Genomic DNA, 15,706 nt, shown 5'->3' with positions numbered 1-15,706 from the left:
AGGCGCGGCGTCAACCGCGCCCGGATTTGAAATTATTTCTGGAACTGAGACAGGTTTTCTTTATCAACCGCCACATAAGGTACGCGGACGATTTTATCTACCATTTTGAAATCTGTACCATCGGTAGCCTGTTTGCCATCAGCCAGGTTTTTCGCCATATCCAGCGTCGCTTTCGCCTGGTTTTCCGCATCGTTCAGCACGGTTCCTGCCAGCGCACCCGATTTCACCAGCGCCAGAGCTTCTGGCAGCGCATCCACACCAAATACCGGAATGGAGGTCATGTTATGCGCTTTTAACGCTTCTACAGCGCCCATTGCCATCGCATCGTTATTGGCAATAACCACTTCGATTTTTTTGGCATTCGGGCCGGACAGCCAGGCATCCATTTTGTCTTTCGCCTGTGCGGTATCCCACATCGCAGTATCCATCGCTAACTGCTGGGTTTTCACTCCGTCCTGATTCAGCGTATCAATCACATATTTAGTACGCGCTTCTGCATCCGGATGGCCTGGCTCACCTTTCAGCAGCACGAACTGAACCTGACCATCTTTGTTCAGATCCCAGGCTGGGGTGGCTTTCCAGTGTTTCTCAATCAGTTTGCCCTGAATGATGCCTGACTCTTTAGAATCGGTGCCGACATAATAAGCTTTGTCATAACCCGCCAGCACTTTGGCATTTGGCTCTTTGTTAAAGAACACCACCGGCACGTCATTGCTGCGTGCTTTATCAACCACAACGGCAGCCGCAGCCGGATCGACCAGGTTAATCGCCAGCGCCTTCACGCCTTTCGCCATCAGTACATCAATCTGATCGTTCTGTTTAGACTGGTCATTCTGCGAGTCATTCATCAGCAGCTGTACGCCGCCGACGGCTTTCGCTTCTTTCTCAATGTCCTTGCGCACCATTGACATAAAGTTGTCGTCATATTTGTAAATGGTCACGCCAATACGGGTGTCAGCTGCGTGAGCAGTTGCACCAAACATCATGCTGGCAACCAGTGCTGTGAGCGTGAAAACCTTCTTATTCATGGTATCTCCGGTTTTTTTGCAGGGTCTTTTTAGCTCTGCCGCGACAGAAAGGCGGAAGAACAATCGGTAACATTTATTCGGCGAGCGGAATGCTCTAAGCGTTACGCCAAGCCGCTGGAGCGCCGTCCAAAATCTGACTTCCCTGTGCGTTAACGCTTCCTGAAAAGAGGGGTTAACCTTTTAATCGGTGGCTGATACCACGCCTGTCTGAGTTAATGCGGCGTTACATAATGTTTCAGCCCGGTAAGACGCTGCCATCATAGTGAGGGCCATGTTAATTAACTGTGAATGTAATCACAGATTGAAAACGGTTACATGGATGAATCGCCTGAATTAGTGACCGACTCCACATTTTGCTTTTGCGCCACGGAATGTCGGCGCACCAGGGTCGGCATAAAGAGATGCTTTGCGCTGTCATCAAGCAAACCAGACGCGCCTTGTAAAGCGAGTTCAGTTGCCAGTTTAGCCATAGAAACAATGGGATAACGCACGGTTGTTAACTGCGGATCGGTGTAACGCGAGACAGGAATATCATCAAAGCCAATGACGGAAAAGTGCTGAGGCACCTGAATGCCGTTATCTTTCAGCGCAGTCAGCGCGCCTGCCGCCATGCTGTCGTTATAAGTAAAAACAGCACTTAAATTAAGATTACGTCCCAGTAATTCCACCATGGCAGCTTCCCCACCCTGCATATCAGGCTCTGCACTGGCAATCCAGCTCTCTTGCGGACGTATGCCCTGCTCTGCCATGGCCTGTAACCAGCCTTCTCGCCGTTGCTCAACGTCTTCGATTAAATGACTGGAACAGAGATAACCGATACGCGTATGACCATGTTGCAGCAGGGTGCGCGAAGCCATAAGCGCCCCTGTTACATTGTCCAGACTGACACAGCGTGATTCAAATCCGGGAATAATGCGATTGATCATGACCATGCCGGGCACCTGCCGCATAAACTGCGCCAGTTCAGCGTCTGAAAGCGTTTTCGCGTGAACCACCAGCGCGTTACAACGCTGGCGAATCAGCACTTCAATAGCATGCCGCTCCTTCTCTTCCTGATGCCAGGAGTTGCTTATCAGTACATGCTTGTGCACACGCTGAGCGACAGTATCTACTGCTTTAACCAGCGCACCAAAAAAAGGGATCAGAAACATCCATCACCACAACGCCCACGGTGTCGCTCACCTGGGTAGCCAGCGCCTGGGCGTTTGCGTTGGGTCGATACCCTAACGCATCAACCGCTTGTAACACGGCATCACGCGTTTCAGAGGTTACGGCGCTGCTGTTGTTTAGCACACGCGAGACGGTCGCCACCGACACGCCAGCCTGACGGGCAACATCACGAATCGTTATCATGCAGCATTTCCACAGAGGAAGAATAAGGCATCACGCCGGTAAGAATACCGGCGCTATTTTGTCAGGGGGCGGGCGTGGACAGCGTGAATTGCGTCACATCAATGAAAACGGTTACATACAATTCTGCAACCTTTGTGACCGCTGTCATTTTCTTTCAGGCATCTGTGCAGATGATTTACCGGCAGCAAGTCGGGTTAAGCGACGCCACAACCATTCAAACGGGCCTTGCGGTAAATAGCGCAGCCAAATAACTGAAAACAGAATATTAATGAGCCAGATTGCCGGCACCAGCATTAACAGCCCGAGGCGATCAAAATGCATAAACAGACCGAAACGGTAGAACAACGTGGTGCAAATGAGCGTTTGCAGCAAATAGTTGCTCAGGGCCATACGACCTACGCACTGAATGACGTAACTGATGCGCCAGCGAGAGAGTTGAGGCCAGAATCCGAGACACAGCGCAGCGTAGCCCAGACTGATAAAGGGACTGGCAAGATCGCGCGGTACCTGCAGATAAAAACCGGTCCAGCGAAACGCCCAGTGCAACAGCCATTGCGCAACCACGCCTGGCACCGCGATGGCAAAGCCGACCAGCAGCAGAATAATGCCGGTACGGCGATAGTGCGCAGGAGAATACGCTCCTTTCCACCAGCCGTTACGCATTAATGCCGCCCCGATCATCATCAGCCCTGCTAACTGCCAGCCATATTGTGATGCCAGCGCCATCAGGCCGGATGAGAGATAATCCAGACGTTTTTGTACCGCTTCCCAGCCGCCAGCCAGTTTCCAGAATTTTTCATACTGCAAATCTGCTGCGCCGGGAAGCCACGCGCTGGTAGGTTCAGAACCGGACAGTGAGCCAAAAATCAACAAGACGCCGCAGCCAACCAGATACAGCAGAATGCCTGTGTGCATCAACGCCTGAGTTGAAGGCACATCGCGCAGCATACGCCACACCACCAGACCGATAATGCCGTATGCCAGTAAAATATCACCGCTCCAGAAAAACACCCCATGTATAAAACCCAGCAACAGCAATAAGGACAAGCGTGCCGTTAGCCAGCGGCTACCGCGCGGCAACAGTAATTGCAGACCGGCACCAAACAGTAAGGCAAAAAGGGTGAGAAACTTTAGCTGAGCAAAGAGATCCAGTAACGCCCAGGTCCACGTATCTGTGGCCGTGATGCTGCCCTGCCAGGCAGGATTAAGGTAGGCAGCAGAAGGTAAGCCGAAGCCCACAATGTTAAGCAGCAGGATGCCGAGAATGGCACATCCACGAATGAAATCCAGCGCGAGGTAGCGTTGCATGTGGTGTCCCGAAAATAAAAGGTGGGCAACCTGCGCTGCCCACCTTCTCTTTTAACTGTGCCGAACCGCGCGCAAAAATTCCTGACGCGTATTTTGACTGGACTTAAACAAACCACCCAGTGATGTGGTGGTGGTCGCGCTGGTGGCATCTTTCACGCCACGCGCTTTAACGCAGTAATGTACTGCATCAATCGAAACGGCAACATTATTCGTGCCGAGCAGCGTTTGCAACGCCACCAGCACCTGCTGCGTCAGGCGCTCTTGTACCTGCGGACGCTGGGCAAAGAACTGCACAATACGGTTGATTTTCGACAGACCAATCACTTTATCTTTTGGGATATACGCCACTGTCGCTTTACCGTCGATGATCACGAAGTGATGCTCACAGGTACTGGTCAGCGTGATGTCGCGGACCGTGACCATTTCATCGACCTTCATCTTGTTTTCAATCACGGTGATCTTGGGAAAATTGGCATAATCCAGTCCGGAAAAAACCTCATCCACATACATTTTGGCGATGCGGTGCGGGGTTTCCATCAGGCTGTCATCTTCCAGATCCAAATTCAGTAGCTGCATGATTTCGGTCATGTGGCCAGCGATCAGGCTTTTGCGGGTTTCATCGTCCATAGTACGCATCGGGGCGCGTAATGGCGTTTCCAGGCCTCGCGCCAGTAACGCTTCGTGAACCAGGGCAGCTTCCTGACTTAAGGTACTCATTTTACTCTTCTCCGGCAGGTGATGCGCCCGCCGGACAGGATCCGCGGGCCGAATTTCTGAGCGCGTATTGTGAAACTTTCCGTTGCGGTAATCCAGCAATCAATGAGATTGGTGATGAAAGCTTTTCATGCAGATCGTCGCCAAACCAGAAGACCGCCGATCACCAGCCCCAGACCGGCAATCCACAGTGCTGGCTCCAGTCGGTGTAACAGGACGGTTGACAGTGAAGAGAGCACAGGCCCAGCCAGCTGACCAACAGCGTAACCGGTAGTCAGTAAGCCAGCCATATAACGCATGTGCTGCGGTGCCAGTTCACGCGCATAAAGCAACGACAGCTGCACCACGCAGAGAAAACCGCCGCCCACCAGCAGCGCGCCAGTCAGCAGGCCGCTAAAGCCTGGCAACGCTGCCGCCGCCAGCACGCCCAGCGCCTGGGCCCAGAGTGTTATTGCCAGCCGCCTGTGGCTACTGCCCCAGCGGCGCGTCAGGATGGTTACACCGATGCCGGTGACCGCCGCGCCACCGTAAACCGGCCAGACAAACTGGGCAAAGGCGCTGTCAGGAAACCGCGTTGCCGCCATTTGCGATAAAAGGTTGCTGGCAGGATATAGCCAAATCCCGCCAGGCTGTAACTCCAGACCAGCCGCTTCAGGTTGCCGGTCATGACTAACGGCTCAGGGGCGCTCCCGGCACGATGAACATCGCCACGGCGCGGCAAATTGCGGGCAATCAATGCCACTAAAATCAGCCCCAGCGCACCATAGGCGGCCCAGGCCAGTGAGGCGTTAACCTGAAAGCTGTGAAGCAGTACCGCCAGTAATCCGCTGACAAAAATACCGCATCCGGGCCCGGCAAAAACCGCTGCCGACAGACCGGGACGCCCATGCTGATGCAGTTGTTCATTACTCCACGCAGCCACCAGCACCATGGCCCAGCCACTGGCACAGCCGATCAGGAAGCGAATAAGACCGTGCAGCCACGGGCCGCTGGCGCAGGCGGAGAGTAGCGTTAAAAACACAGCCCCCAGATGCCCAGTTGCAGGCGTAGTTCAACGCGACGATGCGCTCGCATGGCGTCAAACGATCCACATAAGTAACCAAGATAATTCAAGGCAGCGACCAGGCTGGCGCTGGTCAGCGTCAACTGATGTGCCTGAATCATTAGCGGAACCTGAGGGGTAAACGCAAAACGGCCAATTCCCATTGCCACAAACAACGTGATAAATGCGCTAAGCGCGACACGTAACGCCATTCTCCAACTCCTGCGGGTTTATTCTGACTTGCTTATAGCATGCGGGATGATTAAACTCACGAAAAGTGAATAAAAGTCACAAAGTTGTTTACGAGAAGAGAAGATATGGATCTGGTTCAGTTACGTATGTTTTGTTCGGTGGCCGCAAGCGGTTCGCTGGCGCGTGCAGCCGAACAGCTCCATCGCGTGCCCTCTAATCTCACCACGCGATTGCGTCAGTTAGAAGAAGAATTGGGTGTTGATCTGTTTATTCGTGAGAAGCAGCGCATTCGTCTGTCACCGATGGGCCATAATTTCCTTAATTATGCGCAGCGCATCCTGGCCCTGAGCGATGAAGCCCTTAGCATGACGCGCGCGGGTGAACCCGCCGGGAATTTTGCCCTTGGTTCGATGGAGAGCACCGCCGCTACGCGCCTGCCTGGCTTACTGGCCGCCTATCATCAGCGGTTCCCTAAAGTCGCCCTGTCGCTGATTACCGGCACCTCAGGTGAAATCATCGACCGTGTGCGCGAAGGCACTCTGGCGGCGGCGCTGGTGGATGGCCCGGTTCAGCATGACGATCTCAACGGCTGTATCGCCTTTCGTGAAGAGATGATTTTAATTACCGGCCTTGACCATATACCGATTACCAGCGCCCGCGATACGCAGGAAGATACCCTGTTCGCCTTTCGCAACAGCTGCTCATACCGCGTTAAGCTGGAAGCCTGGTATCGCGACAGCCAGGCCGCGCCGCATAACGTGATGGAGATTCAGTCCTATCACGCAATGATGGCCTGCGTAGCGGGTGGCGCTGGCGTGGCGATGATCCCCTCTTCGGTGTTGAAACAGATGCCGGATCGGGCACGTGTCCAGGCCCATAGCCTGCCGCCGGAATATCGCGATACCGCGACCTGGCTGATGTGGCGACGCGACGCCTTCACACCTAACGTAGAGGCGTTGAAATATTTAATTATCGAGCAGTTTGACGATCGTCCGCTCAACGACGAGCTGATGCATCCACTTAACGCAACAGAATAAATTTCACATTGCTGTTTAAACCATCACGACCATCCAGACGCGACCCGAGCTGGCGCGTCACAATTGATTGAAGAGGGATTGCATGAATATGATCAAAACCCGTGCCGCCGTTGCCTGGGCTGCTGGCGAACCGCTGAAAATCGAAGAAGTTGATTTGATGCCGCCGCAAAAGGGGAAGTGCTGGTGCGTATCGTTGCCACTGGCGTATGTCATACCGATGCTTACACCTTGTCGGGCAAGGATCCCGAAGGCGTGTTCCCGGCGATCCTGGGTCACGAAGGTGGCGGTATTGTAGAAGCGGTTGGTGAAGGTGTGACCAGCGTTGAAGTTGGCGATCATGTGATTCCGCTTTACACCCCGGAATGCGGTAAATGCAAATTCTGCCTGTCTGGCAAAACTAACCTCTGTCAGGCCATTCGCACCACGCAGGGCAAAGGTTTGATGCCCGATGGCACGACCCGCTTCTTTAAAGACGGCAAGCCAATTTTCCACTATATGGGCACGTCAACCTTCTCTGAATACACCGTAGTACCGGAAATTTCGCTGGCCAAAATCAGCAAAGAAGCGCCCCTGGAAGAAGTTTGCTTACTGGGCTGTGGCGTCACAACCGGCATGGGCGCAGTTATGAATACCGCTAAAGTTAAAGAAGGCGATACCGTTGCCATCTTCGGTCTGGGCGGGATTGGTTTGTCCGCAATTATCGGCGCCAAAATGGCGAAAGCGGGCCGCATTATTGGCATCGACATTAACACCAGCAAATTCGATCTGGCGCGCAAACTGGGTGCAACCGATCTGATCAACCCGAAAGATTATGACAAGCCGATTCAGGAAGTGATTGTTGAGCTGACCGATGGCGGCGTCGATTTTTCATTTGAGTGTATCGGCAACGTAAATGTGATGCGTTCAGCCCTTGAGTGCTGCCATAAGGGCTGGGGCGAGTCCGTGATCATCGGTGTTGCCGGTGCAGGTGAAGAAATATCGACCCGCCCGTTCCAGCTGGTAACAGGTCGCGTCTGGCGTGGTTCCGCGTTTGGTGGCGTAAAAGGCCGCTCGCAGTTGCCGGGCATTGTGCAGGATTATCTGGACGGTAAATTCGCACTGAATGATTTCATTACCCACACCATGCCGCTGGAAGAGATCAACGAAGCCTTTGATTTGATGCATGAAGGAAAATCGATCCGCTCGGTGGTGCATTTCAACAAGTAATCAGGAGGCGTTATGGCATCCAGTCTGGAGCTTTTGGAAGAGCATCGCATATTTGGTGGCTGGCAGCAGCGTTGGCGTCATCAGTCGGATGTACTGAACTGTCCAATGACGTTCAGCATTTACCTGCCGAATCCGCAAAATGATGCGCCACCGCCCGTGGTGTGGTTTCTTGCCGGGCTGACCTGCAATGATGAGAATTTCACCACCAAAGCGGGTGCACAGCGCGTGGCGTCAGAGTTGGGTTTGGTGCTGATCATGCCGGATACCAGTCCGCGCGGTGCAGAGGTGGCCAATGATGACGGCTACGATCTGGGACAAGGCGCCGGTTTTTATCTCAATGCGACGCAGCAACCCTGGTCGAGCCATTTCCGCATGTTCGATTACCTCAGCAAAGAGTTGCCTGCACTGCTTGCTGACAATTTTAAGGTCAGTGATCGGCAGTCGATCATGGGCCACTCAATGGGTGGACACGGTGCACTGATGCTGGCGCTGCGGCTTGGCGGTCGCTTTGCCTCAGCCTCGGCATTTGCGCCGATCGTTAATCCAATGGATGTGCCCTGGGGGCAAAAGGCGTTCCGGGCCTATCTGGGCGACGATCCGCACGCATGGCGCGAGTATGACAGTTGTCAACTTATGCGCGAGGTGCAGCACCGGTTACCGATCCTGATCGATCAGGGTGACAGCGATCAGTTTCTTGCCGATCAGCTACAGCCGGAGCGTTTAGAGACGGTCGCCAGAGAGATGGCTTTTCCCCTGACGCTGCGCATTCAGCCGGGTTACGATCACAGCTATTTCTTTATCGCCAGTTTTGTTGAGGATCATCTGCGCTTCCACGCACAGCATTTGCTGGCCTGAGCCTGTTCCTCTCTTGATCCTCCCCGTCGCGGGGAGGATCATGCTGCCGACCATCGCTAACGCAGGTCATCGTTGATCAGCCCATCAACGATGACCTGCGGTATACCGCGCGAGCAGTGTTCAATGCGCCCTTTTACGCCATAAACCTCTGCCAGCGTCTCCGGCGTGATCACTTTGTCCGGCTGGCCTTCAGCAATTAACCTGCCCTCTTTCAACATCAACACATGCTGCGCATGGCGTAACGCAATATTGATGTCATGCACCACCACGACCGTCACGATATTGCGCTCGGCAGTTTCGCGCCGCACCAGATCCATGACGTGAAACTGATAATTTAAGTCCAGCGCGCTGAGCGGTTCATCCAGCAACAGTAATTCTGGCCGCCGGACAAGCGACTGGGCCAGACCAACCAGCTGTTTCTGTCCGCCTGAAAGCTGATCAAGATAGCGCATCGCCAAATGTGCAATGCCCAGCTGTTGCAGCAACGCGATAATTTCCGCTTCGCTGGCAGCATGAGGCAAAGCGCCGGAGGCCCGCTGCGCCACGATAACCGACTCCAGCACGTGAAGATGCACACCCGCCGGCAGAGACTGAGGCAAATAGACCACCCGTTCTGCCCGGCGGGCAACAGGTTGCTGTACCTGCTCCTGACCATTGAGCCACATCTCGCCGCGTCCCCGGTTCAGGCCAGCCAGCGCACGCAGCAGTGTCGATTTACCGCAACCATTTGGCCCCAACAGCACGGTGACTTCACCGCGCGGCAGGGCTGACACGTGGAGATGCTCAATCACACTGCGTTTCGGGTAGCCCGCACTGAAATCGCATAAGCGCAGACCTTCACTCACAGGCTCCCCGATGACGCAAAATGACGCTGAGGAAAAACGGCACGCCTGTTAATGAGGTCACAATACCAACCGGAATAATGACGCCAGGCAGCAGATTTTTAGATGCCACTGACGCCAGCGATAACACCAGCGCGCCCGTCAGCGCACTGGCAGGCAGATAAAAGCGGTGATCTTCACCAAACATCATGCGGGCAATATGCGGTGCCACCAGCCCGATAAAACCAATCGGCCCGACAAACGCCACCGCCAGCGCGGAGAGAATGCTGATGCGCAACAAGGTGGCGAGCCGTAAACGGCGGACGTCAATACCAAAACTCACCGCACGATCTTCACCCAGACGCAGTGCCGTCAGTTTCCAGCTACTCAACAGTGAGAGCGGCAACAGCATCGCGAAAGCCGCACTCAGCACGCCCAGCGATTGCCAGGAAGCCCGTGCCAGGCTCCCCATTGTCCAGAACACTAATCCTTGCAGAGTATCTTCACTGGCGATGAACTGCATCATCGACACCAAAGCGTTGAAGGTAAACACCAGTGCAATGCCAAACAGCACCACGCCAGAAGAAGAAACGCGTGTCCAGCGGGTCACGCCATCCAGCATGAACGCGGCAATCAGCGCAAACACAAAAGCGTTAACGGAGATCAGCCACTGCGCTGGGACGCCAGGCAGACCCATGCCCGAAACAATCGCCAGTGCAGCCCCCAATGCCGCCGCCGACGAGACGCCCAGCGTAAACGGACTCGCCAGAGGATTATTCAGGACAGTCTGCATCTCAGCGCCTGCCAGCCCGAGTGACAAGCCAACAACCATGGCCATCAGTGCATACGGCAATCGAATTTCCCATACAATCACGCGCGTACCGGCAGCCACGCTGTCAGGATGCAGTAAGGCGTTCCACAAGGTAGGCAGTGAAAGTCCGGCTGGCCCTAAGATGAAGTTAAGTATCAGCGAAGCCAGAATGGCTAACAGCAGCACGCCCGTCCACAGCAGCCGACGACGCAACAGGCGACGGTAATGGCTGATGGCAGGCGGCTCAGGCCGGGTTAGCGAGGGATCCGTGGTCATAATCTGTTCCTGTTATGGCGGGCTAAACAAAAAGCGCAGCCACAATAGTGCAGACCGGGAAGATCATCAAATCAGGCTGACAACGAAAAAAAGCGCGGTGCATCACACCGCGCTTTTCACTGTCACTCAAGGATTAATCCTGATGGGTCGGAAATTCCATTTCACTGTACTTCACGAAACGGCCGCCGCGCACCAGTCGGTAACCCAGCCAAATGATCAAGAACAGCGGAATACCGATGTAGGTGGCAGCCACGCCGTACCAGTCGATGCGATCGGCGAGAAATGCCTGATAGTTCTGACCTAACGTGATGATTAAGCAGAGCACAAAGGCAAAGACTGGACCCAGCGGGAAGAACCCTGACCGGTAAGGCAAGTCACTCAGGCTGCGGCCCTGCGCCACATACCCGCGACGGAAACGGTAATGACTGATTGCGATACCCAGCCAGGCGATAAAGCCGGTCATTCCGGAGGTATTCAACAGCCACAAGTAGACCTCCTGATTACCAAATTTAGAGGTCAGGAAGCACAAGCCTGCGACCACGGTGGTGGCATACAATGCGTTACGCGGCACACCGCCTTTCGACAGTTTGGCGAAAATACGCGGTGCTTTACCTTCGCTGGCCAGGTTGTAAAGCATGCGTGTGGAGGCGTACATGCCGGAATTACCCGCCGACAATACCGCCGTCAGGATAACCGCATTCATCACCGCTGCGGCTGACAGCAAACCCGCATTCTGGAACACCAGGGTAAACGGACTGACGCTGATATCCGTGACATCGTTGTGCAGCAGTTGCGGATCGGTATAGGGCAGGATCAGGCTGATAATCAAGATGGCAAAGACATAAAACAGCAGAATACGCCAGAATACCTGACGCACCGCGCGCGGAATATTTTTTGCCGGATCTTCTGATTCGCCTGCCGCGATACCGATCAGTTCGGTACCCTGGAAGGAAAAACCGACGATCATCGCGACGCCAATCATTGCGGCAAAGCCACCCGCAAACGGTGCTTCCCCGACCTGCCAGTTATGCCAGCCCGCATTTTCTGCACCGCGCATAATGCCAACAATCATCAGCACGCCAACCACGATAAAGATGATAACGGTGGCGACTTTAATCAGAGAGAACCAGTATTCCGCTTCACCGAAGCCTTTTACTGAAATGTAGTTAAGCAGGAACATCAGTCCGAGGAACAGCGCACTCCAGATCCAGCCTGGCGTATCCGGGAACCAGTAATTCATCACCAGTTGTGATGCCACTAAGTCCACCGCGATAGTCACCGCCCAGTTATACCAGTAGTTCCAGCCCAGGGCGAAGCCGAAGCCTTCCTCAACATATTTTGCGCCATAGGTAGCAAAAGAGCCGGAGACAGGCATGAATGCCGCCAGCTCGCCCAGGCTGGTCATCAGGAAATAGACCATCAGGCCAATCAGAGCGTAGGAGAGCAGCGCGCCACCCGGCCCCGCCTGAGAAATGGTGGCGCCAGAAGCAACAAACAGGCCGGTTCCAATCGACCCCCAATGGCAATCATCGTCAGATGACGCGCTTTCAACTCACGTCGTAACGCAGGTTGTTGTGTTGTATTTAGGTCGTTATGCATGTGTAAACGCTACGTCTGCTAAAAATGAGGCGCGATTGTAGCAGCTAGCCCTGCTCTGTATAGCGATGCTGCGCAGTTATTAGTTACCTTCATGATCGCCATTAAATTATTAGCCAGCCCAACGGCAGGAAGCGGGATGACGAATAAAATTTATTCGCGGCAGTAAGACAAAAAGCGCGTCAAAGCCCTGGAAATGTGTTTCTGCCGATGGTGAATGCGATACAGAGTACGTGTCAGGCGCGGCAGTGGGATCTCCAGCTCCACCAGCGTGCCCGCTTCCAGCAGATCGCTAATCACCCGACGTGACAAACAGCTGATCCCCATGCCGTGGCGCACTGCGTGTTTAATGGCTTCAGAATTGCCCAGTTCCATGCCGAGCTGGAAGGCAGGCAAATGCGAAAGCAGCAGATAATCGACGATTTCCCGTGTACCAGAGCCGCGCTCACGCAGGATCCAGGGGCCGCCGCCAGCGTGTCCAGCGTGACGGGCTGCTGTATGATATCCGCACCAGGCGCAGCAAACACCACCAGTTCATCTTCCAGCCAGGCTTCGCTAACCAGATCGGTCATATGGCAAGGGCCTTCTATCAAACCGACATCTACCCGGAAATCTGACACCGCATTAATCACATCCTGGCTATTGCCAACGCTCAACTCCAGCGGCAGGCCAGGAAAATCACGGCGATAACCGGCTATCATGCCTGGCAGCAGATAATTGCCGATGGTGCTGCTGGCATAGATGCGGATCGCACCGTTGTCTTCTTTAAACAGTTGCTCGATTTCATCGGCCTGCTCCAGCAACCTTACCGCGCGCGGATAGAGCAGCCGGCCATGTTCGTTGAGCACCAGGCGTTTACCGACGCGATCAAACAGCTGGACGCCAAGCTGAGCTTCCAAATCTGCCAGCGCCGCACTTACCGCAGACTGAGAGAGCGCCAGAACCTGCGAGGCCTGCGTTGTTGAGCCACTTTTCAACACTTCGGTAAAAACCGCTATCTGACGCAGCGTAATATGCATGCGCGTTCCTTCATTCTTAATGCTTCACAAGATAAATCACCACGGCGAGCCATAGCAGGACCACCAGTAACACTCCCCAGCCAAACGCTTTTTTACCGCGCACGCGCTGGGCTTCAGCACGTTCAGTGCTGCTGATACGAATCTGACGCGGCAGCAGCCGCAGTAATGCCATGACGCCAAACGGAATAATCACGGCATCATCAAGCAGCCCCATCACCGGGATCACATCAGGGATCATATCCACCGGACTGATGCCATAGCCAGCCAGCCCTACGGTTGCCAGTTTGATCCACCAGGGTGTACGCGGATCGCGGAAAGCGAACCACAGCACAAAAATATCTTTTTTAATTAACGTGGCCCAACGGCGCAATCGTCCAAACAGCATTTTGCCCGCCTTATCACTTATACAGGTTAATTATAAATATATTATCAATTTCACTTTTAAGCCAGTGGCCGCCATTATCACCGCTCAACCAGGAGTAACGATTATGGCCGAAATCAGTTTTCAAAAAGCATATCCCCCGTACAGCTTTGGTTGCCCGGGTTACTGCTGACCGCTTTGATTGCCAGCGCCGCCGCTCTGCTGGCGCAACAGCCATGGCTGACGGGCCTGGGGTTGGGTTCGCTGACCTTAGCCATTATGCTGGGCATCATTATTGGTAACAGCGTTTACTCGCCTTTAGCGTCACACTGCGATGCAGGTGTGGGCTTCGCGAAGCAAAAACTCCTGCGCCTCGGCATTATCCTGTTTGGCTTTCGCATTACGCTGCAACAAATCACTGACGTCGGCGCGAGCGGCATCGTGATTGACATGCTGACATTAACCAGCACTTTTTTCATCACCTGCCTGCTGGGGATGCGGTTGCTGAAGCTGGATCGGGAAACCGTCTGGCTGATTGGCGCAGGCAGTAGCATTTGCGGTGCTGCCGCCGTGCTGGCAACAGAACCGGTCGTGAAAGCCGCGCCGTCAAAAGTCGCGGTTGCCGTCGCCACCGTGGTGCTGTTTGGCACGCTGGCGATCTTCATTTATCCCCTGCTCTGGCCGCTGGTGCATCTGCGTTTCCCCACGATCGGCCTGACGCAGTTTGGTATCTTTACCGGCTCCACCCTGCATGAAGTGGCGCAAGTGGTCGCGGCAGGTCACGCGATGGGTCCTGATGCAGAAAACAGTGCTGTGATTGCCAAAATGCTGCGCGTGATGATGCTGGCCCCCTTTTTACTCTGTTTAGGCAGCGTGCTGCGTCGCCAGCAGCGCGGGACAGCGACGCAGCGTCCCGTGACGTTTCCGTGGTTTGCTCTGCTGTTTGTGGGAGTGGCGCTGTTTAACTCTCTGCATTTGCTGCCTGCCAGCGCGGTGGCGACAATCAACACACTGGCGAATCTGTTACTGGCCATGGCGATGGCGGCGCTCGGCTTAACCACGCGTTTTGGTGCGCTGCGTGAAGCCGGTTTTAAACCCTTGCTGCTTGGTGCGCTGGTGTTTGTCTGGCTGATCCTCGGCGGCGGATGCATCAATCTGTTGGTACAACATTTCATGGGCTAAACGCATCGGGTATCATGCGGCTTCATTAATACAGTGACTCCAGGAGTACGGCATGAAATATATCGGCGCACACGTCAGCGCGTCTGGTGGTGTTGACCAGGCGGTATTGCGCGCCCATGAGTTGGAAGCCAGCGCCTTCGCTCTGTTCACCAAAAATCAGCGTCAGTGGAAAGCAGCACCGCTTTCCACTGAGACAATTGATGCGTTTCGCAGCGCCTGCGAAAAATATCATTTTGGCCCACAGCAAATTCTGCCGCATGACAGCTTTCTCATTAATTTAGGCCATCCGGTTATGGATGCTCTGGAAAAATCACGCGCTGCGTTTCTGGATGAATTGCAACGTGCCGATCAGCTAGGCCTGACGCTGCTTAACTTTCACCCCGGCAGCCATTTACAGCAGATTGATGAAGAAGCCTGTCTGAAGCGTATCGCTGAATCTGTGAATATCGCCCTGGATAAATCACAAAACGTGACGGCGGTGATTGAGAATACCGCCGGGCAAGGCAGCAATCTGGGCTACCGTTTTGAGCATTTAGCCACCATTATTGAGCATGTCGAAGATAAATCGCGTATTGGCGTCTGCCTTGATACCTGCCACGCCTTTGCGGGGGTTATGATTTGCGTACTGAAGAAGATTGTGTGGCAACCTTTGCTGAATTTGACCGCATCGTTGGCTTCAACTATCTGCGCGGTATGCACCTGAACGATGCAAAAAGCGCATTCGGCAGCCGCGTTGACCGCCATCACAGCCTCGGTGAAGGCAATATTGGTAAGACGGTGTTTAGCTGGTTAATGAAAGATGACCGCTTTAATGGCATTCCAATGATCCCGGAAACCATTAACCCTGATATCTGGAAAGATGAAATTGCCTGGCTGAAAGCACAACAGCAGAACTAAAAAAGGGA

At 54.1% G+C, this 15,706-nt stretch carries 9 protein-coding genes and 6 pseudogenes; 5 read left to right on the top strand and 10 right to left on the bottom strand.

All coding sequences use genetic code 11. The features are described from left to right. Positions 1–32 precede the first annotated feature (32 nt). From mglB to O3W44_RS18715, 5 genes and pseudogenes are all read right to left on the bottom strand, one after another. The gene (mglB, locus tag O3W44_RS18735; protein WP_269294227.1) at positions 33–1,028 is read right to left on the bottom strand and encodes a galactose/glucose ABC transporter substrate-binding protein MglB; all 996 of its coding nucleotides are present in this window, start codon (positions 1,026–1,028) and stop codon (positions 33–35) included. Between the two features lie 311 nt (positions 1,029–1,339). After that, a pseudogene (gene galS / locus O3W44_RS18730) lies at positions 1,340–2,381 on the bottom strand (HTH-type transcriptional regulator GalS). A gap of 144 nt (positions 2,382–2,525) precedes the next feature. Then, a complete protein-coding gene (gene yeiB / locus O3W44_RS18725; protein ID WP_269294226.1) occupies positions 2,526–3,689 on the bottom strand; it encodes a DUF418 domain-containing protein YeiB in 1,164 nt (387 codons plus the stop codon). A gap of 51 nt (positions 3,690–3,740) precedes the next feature. Beyond that, entirely contained in the window at positions 3,741–4,406 is a 666-nt protein-coding gene (gene folE, locus O3W44_RS18720; RefSeq protein ID WP_269294225.1) for a GTP cyclohydrolase I FolE, read from the bottom strand. A gap of 125 nt (positions 4,407–4,531) precedes the next feature. After that, a pseudogene (locus tag O3W44_RS18715) lies at positions 4,532–5,657 on the bottom strand (YbfB/YjiJ family MFS transporter). Positions 5,658–5,762: 105 nt separating this feature from the next. On the opposite strand from O3W44_RS18715, the gene ptrR reads away from it, so the two are divergent. From ptrR to fghA, 3 genes and pseudogenes are all read left to right on the top strand, one after another. Continuing rightward, positions 5,763–6,674, top strand: a complete 912-nt coding sequence (ptrR, locus tag O3W44_RS18710; RefSeq protein ID WP_269294224.1) for a putrescine utilization regulator PtrR — start codon at positions 5,763–5,765, stop codon at positions 6,672–6,674. An 82-nt stretch (positions 6,675–6,756) separates the two neighbouring features. Further along, positions 6,757–7,880: pseudogene (locus O3W44_RS18705) on the top strand (S-(hydroxymethyl)glutathione dehydrogenase/class III alcohol dehydrogenase). Positions 7,881–7,892: 12 nt separating this feature from the next. After that, the gene (gene fghA / locus O3W44_RS18700) at positions 7,893–8,735 is read left to right on the top strand and encodes an S-formylglutathione hydrolase (protein ID WP_269294223.1); all 843 of its coding nucleotides are present in this window, start codon (positions 7,893–7,895) and stop codon (positions 8,733–8,735) included. A gap of 56 nt (positions 8,736–8,791) precedes the next feature. Here the strand turns inward: fghA and O3W44_RS18695 are convergent, their stop codons facing one another. The 5 genes and pseudogenes from O3W44_RS18695 to O3W44_RS18675 form a co-directional block, all read right to left on the bottom strand. Then, positions 8,792–9,580, bottom strand: a complete 789-nt coding sequence (locus O3W44_RS18695) for an ABC transporter ATP-binding protein (RefSeq protein ID WP_269294222.1) — start codon at positions 9,578–9,580, stop codon at positions 8,792–8,794. Continuing rightward, positions 9,573–10,643: a FecCD family ABC transporter permease gene (locus O3W44_RS18690; protein WP_269294221.1), complete on the bottom strand. Its 1,071-nt coding sequence runs from the start codon at positions 10,641–10,643 to the stop codon at positions 9,573–9,575. Before O3W44_RS18690 ends, O3W44_RS18695 begins: the two co-directional genes overlap by 8 nt. A gap of 133 nt (positions 10,644–10,776) precedes the next feature. Then, positions 10,777–12,242 (bottom strand): annotated as a pseudogene (locus O3W44_RS18685) (amino acid permease). A gap of 150 nt (positions 12,243–12,392) precedes the next feature. Continuing rightward, a pseudogene (yieE, locus tag O3W44_RS18680) lies at positions 12,393–13,258 on the bottom strand (DNA-binding transcriptional regulator YeiE). 16 nt (positions 13,259–13,274) lie between these two features. Then, a complete protein-coding gene (locus tag O3W44_RS18675; RefSeq protein WP_269294220.1) occupies positions 13,275–13,643 on the bottom strand; it encodes a YkvA family protein in 369 nt (122 codons plus the stop codon). Between the two features lie 150 nt (positions 13,644–13,793). Between O3W44_RS18675 and O3W44_RS18670 the strand changes: the two genes are divergently transcribed. Next, the gene (locus O3W44_RS18670; protein ID WP_269294219.1) at positions 13,794–14,801 is read left to right on the top strand and encodes a YeiH family protein; all 1,008 of its coding nucleotides are present in this window, start codon (positions 13,794–13,796) and stop codon (positions 14,799–14,801) included. Positions 14,802–14,853: 52 nt separating this feature from the next. Next, positions 14,854–15,698, top strand: a pseudogene (gene nfo, locus O3W44_RS18665) (deoxyribonuclease IV). Positions 15,699–15,706: the final 8 nt, after the last annotated feature.

This window comes from Pantoea sp. LMR881, assembly GCF_027157825.1.
GTDB classification, from domain to species: Bacteria; Pseudomonadota; Gammaproteobacteria; order Enterobacterales; family Enterobacteriaceae; genus Pantoea; species Pantoea haifensis.
This window is presented reverse-complemented; position numbering and strand designations above follow the sequence as displayed.